At 67.9% G+C, this 23,377-nt stretch carries 22 protein-coding genes and 9 tRNA genes; 7 read left to right on the top strand and 24 right to left on the bottom strand.

Annotated elements, in window-relative coordinates; translation table 11 throughout:
* Both D180_RS19145 and D180_RS19140 read right to left on the bottom strand, forming a co-directional pair.
* Positions 1 to 730: MBL fold metallo-hydrolase (locus tag D180_RS19145; protein ID WP_017914042.1), on the bottom strand; the 730-nt coding region annotated here is incomplete at its 3' end.
* Entirely contained in the window at positions 730 to 1,479 is a 750-nt protein-coding gene (locus D180_RS19140) for a 3-deoxy-D-manno-octulosonic acid kinase (protein WP_017907817.1), read from the bottom strand. The genes D180_RS19140 and D180_RS19145, both read right to left, overlap by 1 nt.
* A gap of 20 nt (positions 1,480 to 1,499) precedes the next feature.
* On the opposite strand from D180_RS19140, the gene D180_RS19135 reads away from it, so the two are divergent.
* Together D180_RS19135 and D180_RS19130 are read left to right on the top strand one after the other, a co-directional pair.
* Positions 1,500 to 2,549: a glycosyltransferase family 9 protein gene (locus D180_RS19135; protein ID WP_043091360.1), complete on the top strand. Its 1,050-nt coding sequence runs from the start codon at positions 1,500 to 1,502 to the stop codon at positions 2,547 to 2,549.
* 199 nt (positions 2,550 to 2,748) lie between these two features.
* Positions 2,749 to 3,003, top strand: a complete 255-nt coding sequence (locus D180_RS19130; RefSeq protein WP_017914040.1) for a DUF2798 domain-containing protein — start codon at positions 2,749 to 2,751, stop codon at positions 3,001 to 3,003.
* 47 nt (positions 3,004 to 3,050) lie between these two features.
* On the opposite strand, the gene D180_RS19125 is transcribed toward D180_RS19130, so the two are convergent.
* Together D180_RS19125 and D180_RS19120 are read right to left on the bottom strand one after the other, a co-directional pair.
* Positions 3,051 to 3,455, bottom strand: coding sequence for a DUF6165 family protein (locus D180_RS19125; RefSeq protein ID WP_017907820.1), 405 nt, complete (start codon positions 3,453 to 3,455; stop codon positions 3,051 to 3,053).
* Positions 3,456 to 3,737: 282 nt separating this feature from the next.
* Positions 3,738 to 3,828 (bottom strand) — tRNA-Ser (locus tag D180_RS19120).
* A gap of 209 nt (positions 3,829 to 4,037) precedes the next feature.
* On the opposite strand from D180_RS19120, the gene D180_RS19115 reads away from it, so the two are divergent.
* Positions 4,038 to 4,742 carry a protein phosphatase 2C domain-containing protein gene (locus D180_RS19115; protein ID WP_017907821.1) on the top strand — a complete coding sequence of 235 codons (705 nt, stop codon included), beginning with the start codon at positions 4,038 to 4,040 and terminating at the stop codon, positions 4,740 to 4,742.
* A gap of 193 nt (positions 4,743 to 4,935) precedes the next feature.
* Here the strand turns inward: D180_RS19115 and dnaQ are convergent, their stop codons facing one another.
* From dnaQ to D180_RS19100, 3 genes are read right to left on the bottom strand one after another with little or no spacing between them, the layout of a single operon-like run.
* Positions 4,936 to 5,673, bottom strand: coding sequence for a DNA polymerase III subunit epsilon (gene dnaQ, locus D180_RS19110; RefSeq protein WP_017907822.1), 738 nt, complete (start codon positions 5,671 to 5,673; stop codon positions 4,936 to 4,938).
* 29 nt (positions 5,674 to 5,702) lie between these two features.
* Positions 5,703 to 6,161 (bottom strand): ribonuclease HI, encoded by a 459-nt coding sequence (rnhA, locus tag D180_RS19105; RefSeq protein WP_017907823.1) that lies wholly within the window; start codon positions 6,159 to 6,161, stop codon positions 5,703 to 5,705.
* A gap of 12 nt (positions 6,162 to 6,173) precedes the next feature.
* Positions 6,174 to 6,833, bottom strand: coding sequence for a hypothetical protein (locus D180_RS19100; protein WP_026143283.1), 660 nt, complete (start codon positions 6,831 to 6,833; stop codon positions 6,174 to 6,176).
* Between the two features lie 12 nt (positions 6,834 to 6,845).
* Here D180_RS19100 and gloB point away from each other — a divergent pair, with 12 nt between their 5' ends.
* On the top strand, positions 6,846 to 7,613 hold the full coding sequence (gene gloB, locus D180_RS19095; protein WP_017914038.1) for a hydroxyacylglutathione hydrolase: 768 nt from the start codon (positions 6,846 to 6,848) through the stop codon (positions 7,611 to 7,613).
* Positions 7,610 to 8,821, top strand: a complete 1,212-nt coding sequence (locus D180_RS19090; protein ID WP_017914037.1) for a lytic transglycosylase domain-containing protein — start codon at positions 7,610 to 7,612, stop codon at positions 8,819 to 8,821. Before gloB ends, D180_RS19090 begins: the two co-directional genes overlap by 4 nt.
* Before the next feature lie 444 nt (positions 8,822 to 9,265).
* Here D180_RS19090 and D180_RS19085 read toward each other — a convergent pair whose 3' ends face one another.
* From D180_RS19085 to D180_RS19020, 14 genes are all read right to left on the bottom strand, one after another.
* Positions 9,266 to 11,254, bottom strand: a complete 1,989-nt coding sequence (locus D180_RS19085; protein WP_017914035.1) for a peptidylprolyl isomerase — start codon at positions 11,252 to 11,254, stop codon at positions 9,266 to 9,268.
* Positions 11,255 to 11,441: 187 nt separating this feature from the next.
* Positions 11,442 to 11,518: transfer RNA gene (locus tag D180_RS19080), tRNA-Asp, on the bottom strand.
* A gap of 117 nt (positions 11,519 to 11,635) precedes the next feature.
* Positions 11,636 to 11,712 (bottom strand) — tRNA-Asp (locus tag D180_RS19075).
* Positions 11,713 to 11,739: 27 nt separating this feature from the next.
* Positions 11,740 to 11,814: transfer RNA gene (locus D180_RS19070), tRNA-Val, on the bottom strand.
* An 11-nt stretch (positions 11,815 to 11,825) separates the two neighbouring features.
* Positions 11,826 to 12,239 (bottom strand): HU family DNA-binding protein, encoded by a 414-nt coding sequence (locus D180_RS19065; RefSeq protein ID WP_157835168.1) that lies wholly within the window; start codon positions 12,237 to 12,239, stop codon positions 11,826 to 11,828.
* A gap of 88 nt (positions 12,240 to 12,327) precedes the next feature.
* Positions 12,328 to 14,796: an endopeptidase La gene (gene lon / locus D180_RS19060; RefSeq protein ID WP_017914034.1), complete on the bottom strand. Its 2,469-nt coding sequence runs from the start codon at positions 14,794 to 14,796 to the stop codon at positions 12,328 to 12,330.
* A 177-nt stretch (positions 14,797 to 14,973) separates the two neighbouring features.
* Positions 14,974 to 16,260, bottom strand: coding sequence for an ATP-dependent Clp protease ATP-binding subunit ClpX (gene clpX, locus D180_RS19055; RefSeq protein ID WP_017907830.1), 1,287 nt, complete (start codon positions 16,258 to 16,260; stop codon positions 14,974 to 14,976).
* 128 nt (positions 16,261 to 16,388) lie between these two features.
* On the bottom strand, positions 16,389 to 17,015 hold the full coding sequence (gene clpP, locus D180_RS19050) for an ATP-dependent Clp endopeptidase proteolytic subunit ClpP (protein WP_017907831.1): 627 nt from the start codon (positions 17,013 to 17,015) through the stop codon (positions 16,389 to 16,391).
* A 141-nt stretch (positions 17,016 to 17,156) separates the two neighbouring features.
* Positions 17,157 to 18,452: a trigger factor gene (tig, locus tag D180_RS19045; RefSeq protein WP_017914033.1), complete on the bottom strand. Its 1,296-nt coding sequence runs from the start codon at positions 18,450 to 18,452 to the stop codon at positions 17,157 to 17,159.
* 190 nt (positions 18,453 to 18,642) lie between these two features.
* A tRNA-Leu gene (locus D180_RS19040) sits at positions 18,643 to 18,727 on the bottom strand.
* Between the two features lie 89 nt (positions 18,728 to 18,816).
* Positions 18,817 to 18,892, bottom strand: a tRNA-Lys gene (locus D180_RS19035).
* Between the two features lie 76 nt (positions 18,893 to 18,968).
* Positions 18,969 to 19,045: transfer RNA gene (locus tag D180_RS19030), tRNA-His, on the bottom strand.
* Positions 19,046 to 19,079: 34 nt separating this feature from the next.
* Positions 19,080 to 19,156 (bottom strand) — tRNA-Arg (locus D180_RS19025).
* A gap of 44 nt (positions 19,157 to 19,200) precedes the next feature.
* Positions 19,201 to 19,277, bottom strand: a tRNA-Pro gene (locus tag D180_RS19020).
* A gap of 153 nt (positions 19,278 to 19,430) precedes the next feature.
* Between D180_RS19020 and D180_RS19015 the strand changes: the two genes are divergently transcribed.
* On the top strand, positions 19,431 to 20,231 hold the full coding sequence (locus D180_RS19015) for a Bax inhibitor-1/YccA family protein (RefSeq protein ID WP_017914032.1): 801 nt from the start codon (positions 19,431 to 19,433) through the stop codon (positions 20,229 to 20,231).
* Between the two features lie 141 nt (positions 20,232 to 20,372).
* Here D180_RS19015 and D180_RS19010 read toward each other — a convergent pair whose 3' ends face one another.
* The 3 genes from D180_RS19010 to grxC all read right to left on the bottom strand — a co-directional run bounded on the left by D180_RS19010 (position 20,373) and on the right by grxC (position 22,265).
* Positions 20,373 to 21,380: an isocitrate dehydrogenase gene (locus D180_RS19010; RefSeq protein ID WP_017914031.1), complete on the bottom strand. Its 1,008-nt coding sequence runs from the start codon at positions 21,378 to 21,380 to the stop codon at positions 20,373 to 20,375.
* A 163-nt stretch (positions 21,381 to 21,543) separates the two neighbouring features.
* Positions 21,544 to 21,957, bottom strand: coding sequence for a carboxymuconolactone decarboxylase family protein (locus tag D180_RS19005; RefSeq protein WP_017914030.1), 414 nt, complete (start codon positions 21,955 to 21,957; stop codon positions 21,544 to 21,546).
* Positions 21,954 to 22,265: a glutaredoxin 3 gene (gene grxC, locus D180_RS19000; protein ID WP_017914029.1), complete on the bottom strand. Its 312-nt coding sequence runs from the start codon at positions 22,263 to 22,265 to the stop codon at positions 21,954 to 21,956. Before grxC ends, D180_RS19005 begins: the two co-directional genes overlap by 4 nt.
* Before the next feature lie 148 nt (positions 22,266 to 22,413).
* Between grxC and D180_RS18995 the strand changes: the two genes are divergently transcribed.
* On the top strand, positions 22,414 to 23,377 hold a 964-nt coding region (locus D180_RS18995; RefSeq protein WP_017914028.1), incomplete at its 3' end, for a M48 family metalloprotease.

Raw genomic sequence — 23,377 nt, 5'->3', positions numbered from 1 at the left:
GCGCGGACAGCGCCACGCGCTCGCCCGGCCGCGCCACGCGGTGGCCGCGCGCGCGCAGGGCCTCGGCATCGTCGGCGCTGGCGTAGTGGTAGAGCATGGTCCGTTGCAGCAGCTCGGCGGGGTATTCCCGCTCCAGGTCGTCGACCCCAGTATGCGACGGGTTGCCGTGAAGACCGCAGTCGTGGGCCACCAGTTCGCCGTCGTCGGCATACCGGTTCAGCATTTCCGGGATCGGCCGGGTGTCCCCGCTCCACACCAGCGCGCCCTGCAGGCGCAGGCCGTAGGCGGTCTCCGGCCAGTGGTGGCGCACCGGGAACACCTCCAGGCGCACGCCCTCGTGCCAGAACGCATCGCCCACCGCGATCAGTTGGAACGCGTCCCAGAAGTTGGCGCCGCCCTCGGCCAGCACGTTCGGATAGTCGGCCACGCGGCGGTGCAGCAGCGGCACCACCGTGGCCGGCACATACAGCCGCACCTTGCCGCGGCGCGCGGAGAAATAGCTGTCCACGAACAGCCGCTCGAAGCCGGCGACGTGGTCCAGGTGCACGTGGGTGACGAACAAGGCCTGCGGCATCGCGCCGTAGTGCGCCTGATAGGCGGTCAGCCCCTCCCCGCCGCAGTCGATGGTCAGCCACGGCCGGCCGTCGCGCTCGATGGTGGCCATCGGCGAGCCCAGCGCCACCGCCGAGGCATTGCCCACGCCCTGGAAACGCAGCGCCCAGTCCGTCATCAGCAGCCGCGCTCCCAGGCCAGGTCGTAGGCGCGGCGCAGGCGCGCGTAGTCCTTCTCCACCGCATCGACGCTGCGCTCGCCGCGCAGTTTCAGCAGCGAACGGCGCAGCCGCTTGAGGTTGCGCTCGCGCCAGCGGGTGGCGGGAATGCGCAGCACGCCGCGGTCGAAGTCGATCAGCCAGCCGCGGCCGTTGCCGTCGAACAGGATGTTCTGCGCATTGAGGTCGGCGTGATCGAGGCCGGCGCGATGGAAGCGCGCGATCAGCCGACCCGCTTCCTCCCACGGTGCGCCGCGACCGGCCAGATGCGCACGATCGGCCAGCGAGCGCACGCCCTCCAGCCGCTCCATCAGGATCGCCGCGCGGTAACGCAGCCCCTGGCGCAGATAACAGGCCGCCAATGGCCGCGGCACCGGCAGCTTGCGCGCGATCAGCGCGCGCATCAGCCGGAACTCAGCGAAGCTGCGGGTGCGGTCGGCACCGGTCCACAGGTAGCGGTCGCGGACCAGCTTGGCGACCAGCCCACCGCGGCGGTACTGGCGCAGCACGCAACTGCCGAACGGGGCATCGACGAACCAGGCGCCGCCGCGGCCGCCGGCATCCACCGGGCGCGCGCGTTCGCCCCAGGCGGCGGCGGAGAACAGCGCCGGTTCGGCTTGCCGCAGTCGTTCGCGGTCGAACAGAATGGCCCCGTAGCCGCGGCCCTCGCGGTACGGCGTCAGCGCTTCGGTGGCGTCGAATGCAACCATCCAGCGAGTCTAACAACACCATGCCGGCAACGCTCCCTTCGTTGTGCCTGTTGCGCCTGTCGGCGCTGGGGGACGTGACCCACGTGGTGCCGCTGGTACGGACCCTGCAACGCGCCTGGCCGCAGGCGCCGGCGTTGCACTGGATCATCGACAAGGCCGGGCACAAGCTGCTCGACGGCCTGCCGGGCGTGGTCTTCCACCCCTACGACAAGCGCAGCGGCGTGGCCGGCATGCGCGCCTTGCGCCGCGAACTGCCGGCGCAAGGCTTCGACGCACTGTTGCAGATGCAGGTGGCGTTGCGCGCCAACGTGCTGTCGGCGTTCGTGCCGGCGCGCCGCCGCATCGGCTACGACCGCAGCCGCTCCAAGGACCTGCACGGCCTGTTCGTCAACGAACGCATCCCCGACCGCCCTGGCATCCACGTGCTGGAGGCGATCGGCAGCTTCTGCGAGCCGCTGGGGCTGCGCCAGACCGAGGTGCGCTGGGACCTGCCAGTGCCCGAGGACGCCCACGCCTGGGCGCGTGCGCAATGGCCCGAGGACGGCCGTCCGGCGCTGCTGATCTCGCCCTGCTCCAGCCATCAGCGTCGCAACTGGTATGCCGAGCGCTACGCCGCGGTGGCCGACCATGCCGCCGCGCAGGGCTGGCGGGTGGTGCTGTGCGGCGGCCGCAGCGACCTGGAGCGCAGCACCGCCGACGCCATCGTCGCGGCGGCGCGCACGCCGGTGCTCGACCTGGTCGGCCGCGACACGCTCAAGCAACTGCCGGCGCTGCTGCAGCGCGCCGCATTGGTGATGACACCCGACTCCGGCCCCATGCACATCGCCAACGCGATGGGGACCAAGGTGCTGGGCCTGCACGCGGCCAGCAACCCGCGCCGCAGCGGCCCGTATTCGGACATCCGCTACTGCGTGGACAAGTACGACGCGGCTGCGCGCAAATACCTGGGCAAGCCGGCCGCGCAGTTGAAGTGGGGCAGCAAGATCGAGTTCGACGGCGTGATGGAACTCATCGCGGTGGACAATGCGATCGCCGCATTCGAGCGCTATCGCGCCGACCACGGCCACTGAGCCCGGTTGCGGCGCCCGCGGCGCCGCTCTACCATCGCCGCGCGTCCTGCCGCCGACCCGGCCCGCAGGAGCCGCCGTAAGCGTTTACGTCAATCAACGCGCCAACTGCGCCGGATCCGTCCGGGGCTGTTTCCCGCCGGGGCCTGGCAGGCCGTTGGCGGGTGGCGCCTTCGATCGACCGGCTTACGGAGAGTCCGCAATGTCACGTTCCCCGCTGTTTTCCCGCAAGCTGTCCCCGCGCCATGCCGCCTGGGTGACCCCGCTGCTGCTGTCGGTGCTGATGACCTGCATCGTCTCGATGATCAGCACCCTGCGCAGCGTCGGGCTCACGCCCGGCGTCGGCACGCTCTGGCTCGGCGCCTGGGCGCTGTCCTGGCTGGTGGCCTTCCCCACCCTGCTGCTGGTGCTGCCGCTGGTGCGGCGCCTGACCGGACTGGTGGTCGCACGCAACTGAGGTGCGGCGCGTTCCGGGAGGCGGCAACGCCTCCCGGAACTCTGCCCTCATGCCGAGGCGTTGCGGTAGTCCTGGTAGGACTTCTCTTCCACGTAGCTGGAGCCCAGGGCCAGGTTGATTTCCTTCTTGAGCCGCGCGCGTTCGTCGTTTTCGTAGTACACGCTGCGCGCCAGCTTGATGAACTCCTCGTCGAAGGCCTGCGCCTTCTCCTTGATCCGGATCTCGTCCTCGATCACCCACAGGCGCTCGTTGACCGCCTTCAGTTCCGCGCGCAGGCGCGCCACGTCGCCGCCGGCCGCCGGATGCGCCATCCAGGTCTTTTCCAGTGCCGACAGTTCGGCACGCACATTGGCCAGCTTGCCCGGATCTTCGATGCGCTCGGACTTGATCTGCAGGATGGCGATCTTGTCGAGCAATTCGCCGAAGGACACGGGCACCAGGATTTCGGACATGGCAGACACCAAAAACAGGAGAAAAGAGAGTGTAACGGCCGCGTCTTAAAGCGGCGTCGGCATGCTGTCGCGATCGCCCAAAAACAAAAGGCCCCTGACGGGGCCTGATGCGAAACTGGCGAGAAGGGGGGGATGCACTCGGTGCATGCTGCACCTCGCCCTGCGGGCGGCTGCGCCGTGCGCATCGGCTGTCGCCGATGGGTCGAACCCGCGGGGCTTCTCCCCCCCACTCCTGCACCGATCACACTCTGCGACCGCTGGAGGATGCGCGCGCGATGAAACTGGCGGGAAGGGGGGGATTCGAACCCCCGAGGCGCTATAAACGCCTGCCTGATTTCGAGTCAGGTACATTCAACCACTCTGCCACCTTCCCGGGTGGTCCCCGGCGGACCGGGGGCGTGCATCATACGGTCCCCGCCGCGCGCGGACAAGCGGCCAGGCGCCGAGCCCCCGCCAGCGCCCCGGCGCCGCGGGGCGATGAACCCCGCCTGCTGCGTGCTGCGCGCGGCGATTGCCTGATCCGCGCGCGACCGCGATGATGCCCGTCGACCCCAGAAAACACCGGCCGGCCGCAGGCGCGCAATGATCGAATTCGGACATCTCACCCACGTCGGCCTGCGCCGCGACCTCAACGAGGACACCTACTACGGCGACCACGAACTGGGGTTGTGGCTGGTGGCCGACGGCATGGGCGGCCACGCCTGCGGCGAGGTCGCCAGCGCCCTGGCGCGCGAGGCCATCGTCCGTGAAGTGCGCGGCGGCACCGCGCTGGCGCAGGCCATCCGCATCGCCGACGAGGAAATCATCCGCGCCTCGCAGCGCCGCAACGACACCCTGCCGATGGGCACCACGGTGGTGGCGGCGCGGGTCCAGGGCAACCGCTTCGAGGTGGCCTGGGTCGGCGACAGCCGCGCCTATCTGTGGCGCGACGGCAAGCTGGCCCAGCTCAGCCAGGACCACAGCTACGTGCAGGAACTGATCGCGCAGGGCGCGCTCACCGCCGAACAGGCGCGCGCGCATCCGCACCGCAACGTGGTCACCCAGGCGCTGGGCGTCACCGATCCGCAGCACCTGAACGTGGCGACGATGACCGGCGAGCTGCGCCCGGGCATGCGCCTGCTGCTGTGCAGCGACGGGCTCACCGAGGAAGTGGACGATGCCGGCCTGGCCAACGCGCTGGGCCACGACGACTGCAGCGCGCAGGAATGCGTGGACATGCTGGTCGCCGCCGCGCTCGACGAAGGCGGCTCGGACAACATCACCGCGATCCTGGTGCGCTGTCACTGAATTCGGTGCGGCGCGGCGGCTCCGGCCGAGCAAGCCACGTCAGGGCACCGCTGGATACTGCATTCCTCACGCTCAAGCCGGCCAGGCTGCCCTGCAGGAGCAGTTGCAGCCCCGACAGGACTTTACCGGGAACGCCCTGTCGCGGCTGACGCCGGTCCTACAACAGACGTTCCATCGTCATTCGAGTCGCCCTTCAGCCGGCCACCGCGTCCGCCACGACCGGTTCGGCGTCGTCCCACAGCGCGCGGCCGGCCTTCTTGCGCAGCTTTTCCAGCCGCGCCTGGTGCGCTTCCAGTTCCGAGGCCGTCGGCAACACCCGCGGCCGCGGCAGCAGCATGGTCATGTCGAATGCCGGCCCCTGCGCCGCCGCATGCGCGGCGCCGTCCTCGGCCAGGGCGAAACCGATTTCCTCCTGACCGGAGGTCAGCGCGATGTACACGTCGCTGAGGATCTGCGCATCGAGCAGCGCGCCGTGCAGTTGCCGGTGCGAGTTGTCCACGCCCAACCGCTTGCACAGCGCGTCCAGCGAATTGCGCTGGCCGGGGAAGCGCTCGCGCGCCAGCAGCAGGGTGTCGATCACCGTGGCGCGATCGAGGATGCGGCCGTAGGACTCGCCCAGCCGCGACAGTTCGTAGTCCAGAAAGCCCAGATCGAACGAGGCGTTGTGGATGATCAGCTCGGCGCCGTCGATGAACTCCAGGAATTCGTCGACCACCTCGTGGAATTCCGGCTTGTCGGCAAGGAAATCCAGGGTCAGGCCGGTGACTTCCTGCGCGCCGGGTTCGAAATCGCAGTCCGGGCGCAGGTAGCGATGGAAGTTGCGCCCGCTGGGGCGGCGTTCGAGCAGTTCCACCGCGCCGATTTCGACGACGCGGTTGCCCTTCTTCCATTCCAGGCCGGTGGTTTCGGTATCGAGGATGATCTGACGCATGGGACTCGCAGCGGAAAAGGGAGACAAGATCAGGTCGCGACCGCGGCGCCGCCGGCGCGCACGTGCAGGGCCTGGTTGCGCGCCAGCTGGTCGACCCGCTCGTTGTCCGGATCGCCGTTGTGGCCCTTGACCCAGCGCCAGTCGATCGTATGCCGCTGCGCGGCCGCATGCAGCCGCTCCCACAGATCGCGGTTCTTGACCGGATCGCCGCCGGCGGTCTTCCACTGCCGGCGCACCCAGCCCGGCATCCATTCGGTGATGCCCTGGCGCACGTACTGCGAGTCGGTGTGCAGCACGATCTGGCACGGCTCGTTGAGCGTCTCCAGCGCCATGATCGCGGCCATCAGCTCCATGCGGTTGTTGGTGGTGTGCGCCTCTGCGCCGGCCACCTCGCGCTCCAGTCCCTTGTAGCGCAGCAGCGCGGCCCAGCCGCCGGGGCCGGGATTGCCGAGGCAGGCGCCATCGGTATGGATGTCGACAGTCTTCATGAAACTCCGTGTTCAGATGGAAGCGACCGAGCCGCGCCAGCGGACCGGCGCGCGCAGCGGAATGGGGCCGATGCCGGCGGCGGTGCGTTTTTCCGCCTGCAGCAGGCAGACCGCGCGCAGCGGCGCGGTGGAGGTGGCCGGGCCGACGCCGCCGCGGGTCGGCCACACCGGCCCGAGATAGCGCAGTTGCTCCACGCACGGCAGGCCGACCTGTTCGAGCAGGCCGCGCCAGCTACCTGGCGGACGCGCCACCAGGCCCTGGCGGCGCCAGCGCAGCCGGTACGGGCTCACCGCATTGAGCGCGAACAGCCACACGCGGCCGCCCGGCATCAGGATGCGCTCGCATTCCTCCAGCAGCGCCGCCGCGTCGGCGGCGAGCACGTGCTGCAGGACGATGGCGTTGACGCTTTCCGACGGCAGCGGCAGTGGCAGCGTGCACACCAGGTCGCCGGCGTAGCCGCAGGCGCTGCGGTGCAGGCGCACGCCCCGCCCCGGCAGCTCGCGCGCGGGAGGCGGTAGCGGCACCGGGGCCAGCCACAGCCAGGGCTGCGCGGGGCGCTTGAGCAAGGCGTCGAGGATCAGCGGCTGCTCGGCCTGCAGCAACGCCTGCGCCCCGGCAGTATCAAACCAGGATGAGACGTTGGCTTGACGAGGGAGCGACACGGCAGGCATGGTGCCAATTCTATGCGACTGATCGCCCTGCCCGCATTCCAGGATAACTACATCTGGGCGATCGCCACGGACGACGGGCGTGCGTTGCTGGTCGATCCAGGCCAGGCCGAGCCGGTGCTGGAGGCCGCGGCCCAAGGGCTGCAACCCGCCGCCATCCTGCTCACCCATCACCACGACGACCATATCGGTGGCGTCGCCGCCTTGCGCGAACGCTGGCCGGATCTGCCGGTGTACGCGCCGGACGACCCCCGCATTGCCGGATTTTCGTGCGAGCGGGTCGGAGATGGCGAGGTCGTGAAGGTGCTGGATTGGCAGTTCGATACCCTGGCCGTCCCCGGCCACACCCGCTCGCACCTGGCCTACGTCGGCGAGGGCCATCTGTTCAGCGGCGATACGCTGTTCAGCCTGGGCTGTGGGCGCATGTTCGAAGGTACGCCCTCCCAGATGTTGGGTTCGCTGCAGCGCCTGTCCGCCCTCCCGGGGCAGACGCTGGTCTGCTGCGGACACGAATACACCTTGGCCAATGCGGCATTCGCCGTCACGGTCGATCCCACCAACGCTGCCCTGCGGCAGCGCCATCAGGAAGCCCAGGCCATGCGTCACGCTGCCCGCCCCACCGTTCCCGTCACTCTCGCCAGCGAACTGGCGACCAATCCGTTCCTGCGCACCGCTTCGGCGGCGATCCAGCAGGCGATCGGCGCCCGGCTCGGCCGGGGGGTGTCCGACGAAGTGGAAGTCTTCGCCGAATTGAGGCGCTGGAAAGACGATTTCCGCGCATGAGGGCGCTGGCGTTGACGGCGGCGCTGACGCTGGCGATAGCGTCGGCGGCGCCCCCCGCGGCGGCCGCGACCCCGCTTGCGGCGGCACTCGAGCAGACCGTGGCGGGCCTGAACGGCCTGCCGACGGACGCGGCGGCACTGCCGCCGCCGACCACCCGTAACGGGCATGACATCCTCGCCCGCTTCCGCGACGGCCTGGCCGACGCGCGCTGCGACGCCGGCGCCACCGACGCGCGCTGGCAGCAGCAGTTCTCGCGCGCGCCGTCGCGGCTGGCCGACGAGGACGAGGACGTGTTGCCGCTGTTCGGCTACGTGGTCGACGAACTGCGTGCGGCCAACCTGCCGACCGAATTCGCGCTGATCCCGTTCGTGGAGAGCGGCTACCGCCCGGCTGCGCGCAACAGCAGCGGCCCCGCCGGCCTGTGGCAGTTCATCCCCGGTACCGCGCGCAACCACGATGTCCCGCTGGAGAACGGCTACGACGGCCGTCTGTCCGCGGTGGACTCCACCCGCGCCGCAGTGCGCTATCTGAAGACCCTGCACGGCATGTTCGGCGGCGACTGGCGCCTGGCGATCATGGCCTACAACGCCGGCGAATACCGCGTGCTGCAGTCGATGCGCCGCGCCGGCATGAACGCGCAGAACGCGCAGCCGGACAAGCTGCCCGGGCTGTCCTCGGTCACCTATGCCTACGTCGAGAAACTGCACGCGCTGGCCTGCGTGCTGGAACAGGCGCAGACCCGCGACGAATGGATGGCCTCGCTGGATCGCGACGTGCCGATCCTGCAGGCGCAGACCCTGCCCGCCGGCATGGCACTGGACGAATGGGCGCGGCGCCAGGCGCTGCAGGGCAACCAGCTCGCCCGGCTGAACCCGGCCCTGGGCAACGGCCGCAGCGCCAAGCGCGCACTGCCGGTGCTGGCGCCGCGCAGTCTGGGCGGCCCCGTGCTGGCCCAGGACACCGCGCCGCCGGCGCAGGACGACACCCCGGTCGTCGCCACCGTGGCCAGCGCCGACGACACTCCCGCGCCGAACCGTGCCAAGCGCGCCGGCGCACGCTCCCGCCACACGCACACCGTGCGCGACGGCGACACCGCCTGGAACATCGCCAAGCGCTACGGCATCACCGTGCAGGCGCTGCTGATGAAGAACGGCCTGTCCGCGCGCAGCGTGCTGCGTCCCGGCATGGTGCTGAGCTACGAGGACTGATCGCGCTCCCGCTGCGGCGGGACGAGCTCCGGCCCATGCTGCAACGTCCGCGGATGTGCAGCCACGCCGTGGGGATGACCACTCGTTTCCTCGGGCCGATGGGCACCTACGATCAGCATGAGCGCCTGGAAGGCAGGCGTATCGCCACGTCCAGCAGCTAGCGCAACTGCGCGCACGCGCCATCGGCAACAGGCGCTGTTTCGATGGCCGCCAGCAGGGACAGCGCATCGCGCCGGCCAAGGTAGCGACGTAACGCGCTTGCCGCCCATTCGCGCCACTGAAGGCATGCCGGCCATCGGCAGGCGCACATCCACACTTGCATCAACGTTGCGCGCCTCCTCCCCCACAGCAAATCGCACACGCCGATAAACCACGCACCTGAAACGCAACAGGCCCGGCAATGCCGGGCCTGTTGCGTGCCGCTTTGCGCTGTCGAAGCCGCGGTTACAGCTGCGATTCCTGCACGCTGATCTTGAAGTGCTTGCGCATCGCATCGACGTAGGCCTTGGCATCGGCCTCGCCTTCGATCCGCGCCAGCTGCTGCTGGAACATCGCCTGCTGCTCGGCCGGCACCTTGCTCAGGTCGCCCGGCGTCACCTTGGTGACCGCAAACAGCGCATAGCGCTTGCCCACGGTGCCCGGCGCGGCAGGCAGCTCGACCTTGCCCACCGACGGCTTGCCGTCGGCCGGCTGCGGCGCGCTGAAGATCGCCTGGCTGGCCTGCGCGCTCGGCATCGGCACGTTGCGCGGCAGACCCGGCATCGGGTTGATCTGCAGCTTCTCCGCGCCGGCCAGGGCCTGCAGGGTCTCGCCCTTGCGCAAACGCTCCAGCAGTGCATCGGCCTTGGCAGCGGCCGCCTTGGCGGTGCGGTCGGCATGCACCGCGGCCACGACCTGCTCGTGCACCTTGGCCAGCGGCTGGATCTGTTCCGGCTGGTGCTGGGTCACGCGGATCAGCACGCTGTGGTTCGGCCCCAGGTTGATCGGGTCGCTGACCGTGCCGTCCTGCACCAGGGTGTCGGAGAACGCGGCGCGCAGCACCGCCGGCTGTGCGGCGATGCCACTGGCGGTGGCGCGCGAGAACGGCCCCAGCGTCTGCACCGGCAGTCCCACTTCCTTCGCCGCCGAAGCCAGCGCGGTCGGGTTCTTGTAGACCAGGTCCACCAGCTTGCCGCTCAGGTCGCTGAAGGCCTTCTCGCTGTCGGCCTTCAACTGCTCGCTGGCGAGCTGGTCGCGCACCTGCTCGAACGACTTGCCTTCGCCGCCCTTGACCTGACGCAGCTGGATCACGTGATAGCCGAATTCGCTCTTGATCGGGCCGACGATCTCGCCGGGCTTCATCGCGAACAGCGCGTCCTCGAACGGCTTCACCATCACGCCCTTCTCCACCCAGCCCAGATCGCCGCCGGCGTTCTTGGAACCAGGGTCATCGGAGTTGGCGCGGGCCAGCGCGGCGAAATCGGCGCCAGGCTGCTTGGCTTCGGCCGCCAGCTTGGCCGCCTTGGCCTCGGCCGCCTTCTGCGAGGCCGCGTCCTTGCCGGCGCTGATCAGGATGTGCGAAGCCAGCCGCTGATCGGGCTCGACGAAGCGCGCCTTCTCGTCGTCGTAGCGCTTGCGCAGCGTCGCCTCGTCGGCCGGCTTGACCGGCGGCAGGCTGGCCGCGTTGAGGTCGACGTACTCGATCGTCACGGTTTCCGGCTGCTTGAAGTCCGACTTGTGCGAGTCGTACCACTGCTGCACCTGCGCGTCGCTGACCGGCGCGGTGTCGGCCGGCATCTCCGGCAACAGCGCCATCTCCACGTCGCGGGTCTCGCCCAGCATCTTCAGCAGGCGCTCGGTTTCCGGCTTGGTGGCGAACGCCGATTCGGCGATGCCCGACGGAATCACCGACTGCTGCAGCGCGTCGCGCACCAGTTGCTGGAACATGGTCGGCGTACGCGGCGGCGTGCCCGAGGCCAGGGCCAGGCGGTAGCGCTCCGGATCGAACTTGCCGTCGTTCTGGAACGCAGGCATGGAGCTGATGTAATCGCGCACCGCGGCATCGCCGATGACCACGCCGGCGCGCTCGGCCGACAGCTTCGCCACCTGCTCGTCGATCAGCTGATCGAGCAGCTTGCGCTTGTTGTCGATGCTTTCGAACGCGCGCGGATCGAAGTTCTCGCCCTGCTGTTCGCGCGCCTGGATGCGCGCCTGCTCGAAGCGGGTACGGAACTGCTCCGTGCTCACTTCGTGGTGCTGCCACAGCAGCGACACCGGCCACCACGACGGCGCCGACGACCACCACGACGGCGGCGCCTGCACCTTGGCGACGTTGTTGGCACCGACGCCACCGAGGTAGCTGTTGTCGATGACGAACAGGAACGGAATCATCAACAGACCGATGATCGCGGTGGCGATCCAGCCCGAGGTCTTTTCGCGAAGTTTCTGCAGCATTGGGAACCGACGGCCTATTGGCGAGCCGCGCAGTTTAACCCGCTTCACGCCTTGCGGCAGAACCGGCGGCCCGGCAACCCGCGCCGCTCATGCGTCGAGGCGGCGAATCCGGAGCGCAGCGAGGACCAAAACCAGCGTACTGCGTAAAAAAAGAAACCCCCGATCGCTCGGGGGTTTCGCGTACAAATGGCGGAGTGGACGGGACTCGAACCCGCGACCTCCGGCGTGACAGGCCAGCATTCTAACCGACTGAACTACCACTCCGCGTTTGAACGGAGGCGGGCGCGAGGCCCGCTTTCCCGAAGCGGCCGGGCCGACGCTGGCGCGTGGCGGCCACTGCGAGAAACGAAACCCCCGATCGCTCGGGGGCTTCGGTACAACTGGCGGAGTGGACGGGACTCGAACCCGCGACCTCCGGCGTGACAGGCCAGCATTCTAACCGACTGAACTACCACTCCGCTTTTGAAACTTGTCGCTCGGTGCTCTGGTGGGTGCTGAGGGTTTCGAACCCCCGACCCTCTCCGTGTAAAGGAGACGCTCTACCGCTGAGCTAAGCACCCTAGCGAGTCGATTAGTTTACGGCATCCTTCAGCGCTTTACCAGCCTTGAACGTCGGATTCTTCGACGCCGCGATCTTGATGGAGTCGCCGGTCTTCGGGTTGCGGCCGGTGCGCTCGGCACGGTCGCGCACCTGGAAGGTGCCGAAGCCCACGAGCGTGACGCTGTCGCCCTTCTTCAGGGCCTTGGTCACTTCCGACACGAAGGCGTCGATGGCACGACCGGCTTCGGCCTTGGAGATGTCGGCGGCAGCGGCGATCGCGTCGTTCAGTTCGGCTTTATTCATTTCTTGATGACTCCATGTGCGGCAGAAGACCGCGGATTGAGGATCGGGTGTCGGCGTGGCCTGCCTCGCCTGGGCGAGACCCCGATGGATATGTTTTGCACTACCAAGCACGCCCGTTCGCGGTGCTCGCAAGCGCTGCATTTATACCAGCGGGCCCATACCCGCGCAAGCCGAAAAGCCAACAACGGCGCGGGTTTGAGCCGTTTGCGCGGGTGCGGTTCAGCGCACGTCAGTGCTTGACGCGCGGGTTGGAGGATGCTTTCTGCTTGCGCCGCGACGGTGCCTGTTCGGCGTCGGCGGCGGGCTTGGGCGCGAGCGGACGCTCCAGTGCCAGGTCCAGCACTTCGTCGATCCACTTCACCGGCACGATCTTCAGATCGCGGGTGACATTCTCCGGGATGTCGGCCAGATCCTTGCGATTCTCCTCGGGGATCAGCACGGTGCGGATGCCACCGCGCAATGCGGCCAGCAGCTTCTCCTTGAGCCCGCCGATCGCCGAGACGCGGCCACGCAGGGTGATCTCGCCGGTCATCGCCACCTCCGACTTGACCGGCACCTTGGTCAGCATCGACACCAGCGAGGTCACCATCGCGATGCCGGCGCTGGGGCCGTCCTTCGGCGTGGCGCCGTCCGGCACGTGCAGGTGCACGTCGTGCTTCTGCAGGAAGTCCGCCTCGATGCCGAGCCGCTCGGCGCGCGAACGCACCACCGACAATGCGGCCGACGCCGATTCCTTCATCACGTCGCCGAGCTGGCCGGTCAGGATCACCGCGCCCTTGCCCGGGACCAGGGTCGATTCGATCTGCAGCAGATCGCCGCCGACCTCGGTCCAGGCCAGGCCGGTCACCAGGCCGATCTCGTTCTGCTCCTCGGCACGGCCGAAGTCGTAGCGGCGCACGCCCAGGTACTTGTCCAGGTTCTTCGAGCCGACGCTGACGCGCGCCTTGTCCTTGCGCGCGGTGCCCTTCTTCGCTGCGGCCTTCTTCGCCGGGGCGGCCGGCTGCGGACCGGCCAGGGCGATCTCCTTGACCACCTTGCGGCAGATCTTGGCCACTTCGCGCTCGAGGTTGCGCACGCCGGATTCGCGCGTGTAGTAGCGCACGATGTCGCGGATCGCGTCGGCACCGATCTCCAGCTCGTCCTGCTTCAGGCCATTGGCCTTGAGCTGCTTGGGCACCAGGTAGCGTGCGGCGATGTTGAGCTTCTCGTCCTCGGTGTAGCCGGGGATGCGTATCACTTCCATGCGGTCCAGCAACGGGCCGGGGATGTTCAGCGAATTGGAGGTCGCCACGAACATCACTTCGGACAGGTCCAGGTCCACTTCCAGGTAGTGGTCGTTGAAGGCGTTGTTCTGCTCGGGGTCGAGCACTTCCAGCAGCGCCGAGGACGGATCGCCGCGGAAATCCATCGACATCTTGTCGATCTCGTCGAGCACGAACAGCGGGTTCTTGCTGCCGACCTTGTTGAGGTTCTGCACGATGCGACCGGGCATCGAACCGACGTAGGTCCGGCGATGGCCGCGGATCTCCGCCTCGTCGCGCACGCCGCCCAGCGACATGCGCACGAACTTGCGATTGGTCGCCTTGGCGATGGACTGGCCCAGCGAGGTCTTGCCCACGCCCGGCGGCCCGACCAGGCACAGGATCGGCCCCTTCATCTGCTTCACCCGCGACTGCACCGCGAGGTACTCGAGGATGCGGTCCTTGACCTTCTCCAGGCCGTAGTGATCGGCGTCGAGGGTTTCCTGCGCGACCTTCAGGTCCTTGCGCACCTTGCTGCGCTTCTTCCACGGCACGCCCAGCAGCCAGTCGAGGTAGTTGCGCACCACCGCGGCTTCGGCCGACATCGGCGACATCTGCTTGAGCTTGTTGAGTTCGGCCTTGGCCTTGGTCTCCACCGGCTTGGGCATGCCGGCCTCGGCGATCTTGCGCGCCAGCTCCTCCAGCTCGCCCGGCGCATCGTCGAGGTCGCCCAGTTCCTTCTGGATCGCCTTCATCTGCTCGTTGAGGTAGTACTCGCGCTGGCTCTTCTCCATCTGCGACTTGACCCGGCCGCGGATGCGCTTCTCCAGCTGCTGCACGTCGATCTCGCCATCGACCAGGCCGACCAGCATCTCCAGGCGCTCGCCCACTTCCAGGGTTTCCAGCAGGCGCTGCTTGTCGGCCAGGCGCACCCCGATGTGCGCGGCGATGGTATCGGCCAGGCGGCCGGGCTCGTCGATGCCGGACAGGGTCTGCAGCAGCTCCGGCGGCAGCTTGCGGTTGGTCTTGACGTACTGCTCGAACAGCGACATCAGCGAGCGCGCGATCGCCTCGACTTCGCGCTCCTCGCGCGATTCGGCGGCGTCGATCTCGCGGCCTTCGCCCTGCAGCGCGCCGTCGCGCTCGGCGACCTTGTCGACGCTGACCCGCGACAGGCCCTCGACCAGCACCTTGATGGTGCCGTCGGGCAGCTTCAGCAGTTGCAGCACCTGCGCCAGCGTGCCGACGTTGTACAGGTCGGCCGCCGCCGGGTCGTCGGTCTCGGCGGACTTCTGCGCGACCAGCAGGATGCGCTTGTCGGCCTCCATCGCGTGCTCGAGCGCGCGCATGGATTTGTCGCGACCGACGAACAGCGGGATGACCATGTGCGGGAAGACCACGACGTCGCGCAACGGCAGGACCGGCAGGTCGAGGACTTCGGATTGGGACTGGGCCATGAGGATTCCGATTTGGGAGGCGGGAACGCGATGCGGGCGGCCATAAAAACGCCGATGGCCCCGTTATGGGGCCATCGGCTGGACGATGCAAGGGGAGCGCAGAACCCCTTTATGTTTCAGCGACTTACCGGCAGGCACGGGGCGCGAGACGGGGCCGCCGCGCACCGCCCGCCCGGGTCACTCCGCGGAGGCGACCTTGGGCGCCGCCGGCGGGGTCTGGTAGATCAGGTACGGCTCGGACTTGTGCTCGATCACCGACTCGTCCACCACCACCTTGCTGACGTTTTCCTGCGACGGCAGCTCGTACATCGTGTCCAGCAGCACCGACTCGACGATGGTGCGCAGGCCGCGCGCGCCGGTCTTGCGCTTGAGCGCCTTCTTGGCGATGGCCAGCAGCGCGTCCTGGCGGAACTCCAGCTCCACGCCTTCCATCTCGAACAGCTTCTTGAACTGCTTGGTGATGGCGTTCTTCGGCTCGGTGAGGATCTTGATCAGCGCCGGCTCGTCCAGCTCCTCGAGCGTGGCGACCACCGGCAGGCGGCCGACGAACTCGGGGATCAGGCCGAACTTGATCAGGTCTTCCGGCTCGACGTCGGCCAGGATCTTGCCGACCTCGCGCTTGCGCTCGGAGCTCTTCACCTTGGCACCGAAGCCGATGCCGCCGGCGTCGTTGGAGCGCTGCTGGATCACCTTGTCCAGGCCAGCGAACGCGCCGCCGCAGATGAACAGGATGTTCTTGGTGTCCACCTGCAGGAATTCCTGCTGCGGATGCTTGCGCCCGCCCTGCGGCGGCACCGAGGCGACCGTGCCTTCGATCAGCTTCAGCAGCGCCTGCTGCACGCCTTCGCCGGACACGTCGCGGGTGATGGACGGGTTCTCGCTCTTGCGCGAGATCTTGTCGATCTCGTCGATGTAGACGATGCCCTGCTGCGCCTTGTCGACGTCGTAGTCGCACTTCTGCAGCAGCTTCTGAATGATGTTTTCCACGTCTTCGCCGACGTAGCCGGCTTCGGTCAGCGTGGTCGCATCGGCGATGGTGAACGGCACGTTGAGCAGGCGCGCCAGCGTCTCGGCCAGCAGCGTCTTGCCCGAGCCGGTCGGACCGACCAGCAGGATGTTGGACTTGGCCAGTTCGACCTCGTCGTTCTTCTGCCGGCTCTCGATGCGCTTGTAGTGGTTGTACACGGCCACGGCGAGCGTGCGCTTGGCGCGCTGCTGGCCGATCACGTACTGGTCGAGCACTTCCAGGATCTCGCGCGGCTTGGGCAGGCTGCTGCGTGCCGACTGCGCCTTCTCCTCGAGCTCCTCGCGGATGATGTCGTTGCACAACTCGACGCATTCGTCGCAGATGAACACGCTGGGCCCGGCGATCAGCTTACGGACCTCGTGTTGACTCTTGCCGCAGAACGAGCAGTACAGGATCTTGTTGCTGTCGCCGGAACGGCCTTGCCGGTCTTCGCTCATTGCTTCGCTTACCCAGTTACCCCACCCGATGAACGGGGGTTCGATTTCGAGAATAGCACAGGGCCGGGAGGACGCTAGCCCGACCCCGGCCCTGCGGAATACGCTGCGTTTTGCAGTACATGCAAGCCTTATGCCGGCTGGATGGACTCATCCGGACGACGCTCCAGGACCTGGTCGACGAGGCCGTAGGCCTGCGCGTCGACGGCGCTCTTGAAGTTGTCGCGCTCGGTGTCGCGGGCGATGGTTTCCAGCGACTGGCCGGTGTGCTTGGCCAGGATTTCGTTCAGCCGCGCGCGCAGCGTCAGGATCTCGCGGGCGTGGATGTCGATGTCGGTGGCCTGGCCCTGGAAGCCGCCCAGCGGCTGGTGGATCATCACTCGCGAGTTCGGCAGCGCATAGCGCTTGCCGGCCGCGCCCGACGCCAGCAGCAGCGCGCCCATCGAGGCGGCCTGGCCGACGCAGATGGTGCTCACGTCCGGCTTGATGTACTGCATGGTGTCGTAGATCGCCATGCCGGCGGTGACCACGCCGCCCGGCGAATTGATGTAGATGCTGATGTCCTTCTCGGGATTATCCGCTTCCAGGAACAGCAGCTGAGCCACGATCACATTGGCCATGTGGTCGTCGATCGGGCCGACCAGGAAGATCAGGCGCTCCTTCAGCAGGCGCGAATAGATGTCGTAGGCGCGCTCGCCGCGGCTGGTCTGTTCGACCACCATCGGAACCAGATTCAAGGCCTTGGTCACATTGTCCACGCGGTGATCTCCTGCTGCTCGGGGTCCGTCCCTGCACGGGGGTGTGCAGGGCTTCGCATCGTGTTGCGCCCCGCCGCCGCGGGGAGGTGAAACGGGATCCGCGTCGCGCAGGTCGGCTGCGCAACGCGGCGACGCGTCGTCTTATTGACGGATCGCGTCCTGGAACGACATCGCCTGCTCAGTGTGCTGGGCGCGCTCGGCGATCCAGTCGATCACCTGCTCTTCCATCACACGGCTCTGCAGTCCCCCCATCAATTGGGGATCGTTGCGGTACATCTCAATGACCTGCTCGGGCTCTTCGTAGGTCGAGGCGATCAGGCGCAGCGTCTCCGAGACCCGCTTCGGGTCCAGGCGCAGTTCGTTGCGGCGGGCGACCTCGCCGACCAGCAGGCCGACCAGCACGCGCTTGCGCGCGGCGTCCATGAAGCCCTGATGGGCGTCGTCCGGCACCTGGCCCGGGTCGCGGCCGGAACGGCGCATCTGCTCGACCTGCTGCGCCAGCATGGCGCGCGCTTCGTTCTCGACCAGGCGCGGCGGCATTTCGACCGAGGCGTAGGCGGCGATCAGCTGCTCGCCGACTTCGCGACGCAGGCGGTTCATCAGCGCGCCCTTGAGCTCGCGCTCGAGGTTGATGCGGATGTCCTTGCGGAACTGCTCGGCATCGCCGCTCTTCACGCCGAAGCTCTTGATGAACTCCTTGTCCACGTCCGGCAGCACCGGCGCGGCCACGTCGACCGCCTTCACATGGACCTGGACCTGCTTGCCAGCGAACTGCGGCACGCGCCAGTCGGCCGGGAAGTCGACGGTCAAGGTCTTCTCTTCGTCCTTGGACAGGCCGACCAGGCCCTGCTCGATCGCCGGGAACATGACGCCCGAGCCGATCACGCTGCTACCCTTCTCCACGCCTTCGGCCGGCAGGCGCTCGTCGCCGACCTTCGACCAGGTCTCCAGGGTCACCAGGTCGCCGTCCTGCGCCGGACGTGCGGCCGGCTGCCAGGTGCGGCGCTGCAGACGCAGGTTCTCGATCATCTGCTCGATGTCGGCGTCGGTGACCTCGGCGGTGTGGCGGATCACCTGCAGCTTGGACACGTCGATATCGCCGAAGTCCGGCACCACCTCGAAGGTGGCCACGAACTGCAGTTCGTTGTCGCCGGCACGGTCGATGCGCGGGTTGCCGGCCAGGCGCAGTTCGTGCTCGCGCACGGCCGAGTCGAAGGTCTCGCGCAGCAGGCCGTCCAGCGCCTCGGCGCGGATCTGCGGCCCGAAGCGCTGCTCGATCACCTTGGCCGGAATCTTGCCCGGACGGAAGCCCTTGATCCGCGCGGTGCGCGCGACTTCGCGCAGGCGGCCGCCGACATGGGTTTCCAGGCGATCCTCCGGCAGGGTGAAGGTCAGACGCCGTTCCAGGGTACCGGTGGTTTCGATCGAAGCTTGCATGTGGACTCCTGCCACCGGGAGCCCACGGCTCTCGGCACGATGTAGAAAAGTACGGGTTGGCGCGGGCACGGGACAGCCGCCGCAGCCGGATAGTTTCGCCTATTCCCGCGGCGCCTGCCAGCGCAGGGCCGGGAGGCCGCCGTGGCGACGCCGAACCCGCCATCGCCACAAGGGGCCATCGGGGGCTGGATGGTGCGAAAGAGGGGACTCGAACCCCTACGCCTTGCGGCACTGGTACCTAAAACCAGGGCGTCTACCAATTCCGCCACTTTCGCGCTGCGGCGCCGGAAGGCGCCTGCCGGCACATTGTTGCAGGCCGGCCGGCAAAGAAAAAGGCACCTGCCGGAGCAGGTGCCTTTCGTTTTGGTGGGCCGTCAAGGATTCGAACCTTGGACCTATTGATTAAGAGTCAACTGCTCTACCAACTGAGCTAACGGCCCTGAAACTGAGTCGCACATTCTATGTGCTTTTTTGCTTCGTTGCAACACCCCGCGAAGCACCGGGTCACGCGATCAATGGGGTGGCTGAGGGGACTCGAACCCCCGACATCTGGAATCACAATCCAGTACTCTAACCAACTGAGCTACAGCCACCATTGAAACCTTGCATCTCCTGCCCGGCACCATGTGGCGCGCCCGACAGGAATCGAACCTGTAACCGCCGGCTTAGAAGGCCGGTGCTCTATCCAGTTGAGCTACGGGCGCCCTGGCTGGATTGTCGCATTCCTTTCCGCCGTTGGACATCGGATTGGTCGGGGTAGAGGGATTCGAACCCCCGACATCCTGCTCCCAAAGCAGGCGCGCTACCAGACTGCGCTATACCCCGGCGGAACATCCCTCGCGGCCAAGGCCGGAAAGGTCGGCTATTGTGGGAAGCTTGCGGCCCGCTGTCAACGTCGCATGCACGCAACATTGCCTGCGCTATGCTCACGGCTTGCCATCGGCATCGGCCGAGAGCCATTTTGAAGGAGAAAACAGCATGCTTCGCAGCGGCAACCCCGCCCTGAAGGAATCCACCTTCCTCGATCTGCACAGCGGCAACGTGGTCTCGCCCGGCAATGGCACGGTCGTCGCGCGCGACAGCGGTGCGATGACCCTGAACGGCACCGCCAACAAGACCGGCGTGCTGTTGATGCTGACCGTGCTTACCGCCGTGTTCGCTTGGAGCCAGTCGCTTTCGGTCGACGCCGCGGGCAACGCGATCGTCGCCCCGGGTGTGGTCGGCTATGCGCTCGGCGGTGCCATCGGCGGCTTCGTCCTGGCCATGATCACGATCTTCAAGAAGGAATGGTCGCCCATCACCGCGCCGCTGTACGCGCTGGTGGAAGGCTTCTTCCTGGGCTCGATCTCGGCGGTCTACGAGCAGCGCTTCAACGGCATCGTGCTGCAGGCGGTGCTGCTGACCTTCGGCACCCTGTTCGCGATGCTGTTCGCCTACCGCAGCGGCATGATCAAGGCCACCGAGAACTTCAAGCTGGGCGTGGTCGCGGCGACCGGCGGCATCGCGTTGGTGTACCTGGCCACGATGGTGCTTGGCTTCTTCAACATCCAGATCCCCTACATCCACGCCTCCGGCACGGTCGGCATCCTGTTCAGCCTGTTCGTGGTGGTGGTGGCGGCACTGAACCTGGTGCTGGACTTCGACTTCATCGAGAGCGGCGTCGAACAGGGCGCGCCCAAGTACATGGAGTGGTACGGCGCGTTCGGCCTGATGGTCACGCTGGTGTGGCTGTATGTGGAGTTCCTGCGCCTGCTGTCGAAGCTGCAGTCGCGGAACTAAGCCGGGAGTCGGGAATCGGGATTGGGGAATCGCAAGAGCGGCTCCCCTTGATCGATGAGCGCGCTTTGCTTCAGACAAACTTCCGAGCAAAAGAAAGGGCGCCGTGGGCGCCCTTTCTTTTTTCTGCGATCTTCCGGACGCTCAGAGGCGGCTGGCGATGGCCTTGGCGAAGCCCATGGTGTTGCCGCTGCCGCCCAGGTCCGGGGTCAGCCCGTCCTTGGCTTCCAGGGTGGCGACGATGGCGTTGCGCAGGCGCTCGGCGTTCTGCGGCTGGCCGATATGGTCCAGCAGCTGCGCCGCGCCCAGCAGCAGCGCGCACGGGTTGGCCTTGCCCTGCCCGGCGATGTCCGGGGCCGAGCCGTGCACGGCTTCGAAGATCGCCGCGTCCACGCCGATGTTGGCGCCCGGCGCCAGGCCCAGGCCGCCGACCAGGCCGGCGCACAGGTCCGACAGGATGTCGCCGAACAGGTTGGTGGTGACGATGACGTCGAACTGCTCCGGGCGCATCACCAACTGCATGCAGGCGTTGTCGACGATCATTTCCTGGAACTCGATCTCCGGGTAGTTCGCCGCCACGTCGCGCGCCACCTTCAGGAACAGGCCCGAGGTGGACTTGATGATGTTGGCCTTGTGCACCGCGGTGACCTTCTTGCGGCCGGTCGCGCGGGCCAGGTCGAAGGCGTAGCGGACGATGCGCTCGGAGCCCTTGCGGGTCACCTTGGCCATCGACAGCGCGGTCTCGCCGTCGGCCGACACTTCCTGGCCTTCGCTCAGGTAGGCGCCTTCGGTGTTCTCGCGCACGGTGATCAGGTCCACGCCGGCGCCGAAGCGCGACTTGGTGTTGGGGAACGACTTGGCCGGACGCACGTTGGCGTACAGGTCGAACTGGCGGCGCATGGCCACGTTGATCGAGCTGAAGCCCTCGCCCACCGGCGTGGTCAGCGGGCTCTTCAGCGCCACCTTGTTCTTGCGGATCGACTCCAGCGTGGCGGCCGGCAGCAGGTCGCCGTGCTTCTCCAGCGCCACCAGGCCCGCATCGGCGTATTCGTAGGTGAGGCCGGCGTTCAGCGCGTCGAGCACGAACAGCGTGGCGTCCATGATCTCCGGGCCGATGCCATCGCCACGGATGACCGTGATTGTCTGCGTCATAGGGTTGCGGTTTCCGTACAAGAGGGGGGAGCGCCGCCCGGGAACCGGGGCTGCAGGCGCAAGGAGGTTTCAGCGGTAATTATGCCCGAAGCCGGTGAAGGCGCCCAAAACCGGACGGCCGCCGGCGCAGGCGCCGGTGGCCATCAGGGCAGCCCGAAGCGGCTCAGTCGTGCGCGTGCTGCGCCGGGGCGGCGGTCTCGCCGGCCTCCAGCGTGTCGAGGAAGTCCACGGCGCGGCGCAGGTGCGGGATCACGATGGAACCGCCGACCACCAGGCCCACCGAGAAGGTCTCGAAGAACTCCTCGCGACTGACCCCAGCCTCCTTGCACTGGGCCACGTGGTAGCTGATGCAGTCGTCGCAGCGCAGCACCAGCGAGGCGACCAGACCGAGCAGCTCCTTGGTCTTCACGTCCAGCGCGCCGGCCTGGTAGGTCTGGGTATCCAGCGCGAAGAAGCGCCGCACCACCTGGTTCGGCTCGGCCAGGATGCGCTGGTTCATGCGCTGCCGGAACTCGGTGAACGCGCGGACCCGGTCCTGCCCGGAGGCGCCACCCTCGCCCGTCGCAGCGCCGCTCATGCCTGCGCCTCGGGGGCGTGGCCGTCGAGCAGCGGCTCCAGCTTGCCGGCGCGGTGCAGCGCCATCATGTCGTCATAGCCGCCGACGTGGACGTCGCCGACGAAGATCTGCGGCACGCTGGTGCGCCGCGCCAGCGCGACCATCTTCTCGCGCTCGGCCGGGTCCAGGTCGATCCGCACTTCGTTCCAGCTGCGGCCCTTGCTCTTGAGGAAGTTCTTGGCCGCCACGCAGTACGGGCAGATCGCGGTGGAATAGAGGGTGATCGGCGGGCCGCCGGCGTGGCCGGTGTCGGCAGTTGGGTTGTCCACGGGAAACTCCGGGCGGTCTAGAAGGTCCAAGCCACTATGGTAGCGGCCGGGTGGATTTTCGAGGCCGCTGCCGCAACACTGCGAATCATCCCGGATTCACCGTCGTCCCGGCCGCCACCCGGCGTCCGCCTGCCCCCTGGAGCCTGTCTTGCGCCTGCTGCCGCTCGCCTTCGCGATCACCCTGGCCACCGCCTGCGCCGTGGCGCCGGCTCAGGAGAACAAGCTGCCGGACATCGGCTCCTCGGCCGGCGAACTGCTGACCCCGGCGCGCCAGGCCGAGTACGGCAAGATGATGCTGGCCGAGCTGCGCAGCTACGGCTACGTGCTTGAGGACCCGCTGATCGACGACTGGCTGCAGACCATGGGCACCCGCCTCGGCGCCAACAGCGACCAGCCGCAGCAGAAGTTCACCTTCTTCATGCTGCGCGACCGCCAGATCAACGCCTTCGCCACCCTCGGCGGCTACGTGGCGGTCAACGCCGGGTTGGTACTGACCGCCGAGCGCGAGGACGAGGTGGCCGCGGTGCTGTCGCACGAGATCGCCCACGTCACCCAGCAGCACGTGCTGCGCGGGGTCGAGCGGGCGCAGCGCGACCAGATCCCGATCCTGCTCGGCATGCTCGCCGCGGTGGTCGCGGCGCAGCAGGCCGGCGGGCGTTCCAGCGGCGACGCCACCCAGGCGGCGATCGCCAGCGGCCTGGGGCTGATGCAGCAGCGGCAGATCGACTACACCCGCTCCAACGAATCGGAGGCCGACCGCCTGGGTATCCGCACCCTGGCGCGCAGCGGCTACGACGTCGACGCGATGGCCGGCTTCTTCGAGCGCATGTCGCTGGCGATGCGCGGCAACCAGGGCGGCTACAGCACCCCCGATTTCCTGATGACCCACCCGGTCACCACCACCCGCATCAGCGAGGCCCGCGAGCGCGCCGAGCAGATGAAGAAGAACACCCTGACCCTGACCACCAGCGTGCCCGGCGGCACCCTCAAGGAGCGGGTCGATCCGAACGACGTGTCGCTGAGCCAGCCGCTGGGCGCGCCCAGCAACCCACTGCTGCCCGGCGGCCTGCAACTGCCGTTCGCCAACTACGCGCGCGGCCCCAGCGGCCAGT

This window comes from Xanthomonas sp. SHU 166 (assembly GCF_000364685.1).
Taxonomy (GTDB): domain Bacteria; phylum Pseudomonadota; class Gammaproteobacteria; order Xanthomonadales; family Xanthomonadaceae; genus Xanthomonas_A; species Xanthomonas_A sontii.
The sequence above is the reverse complement of the archived record's forward strand: the minus strand, read 5'-3'. Positions and strand labels throughout refer to the sequence as shown.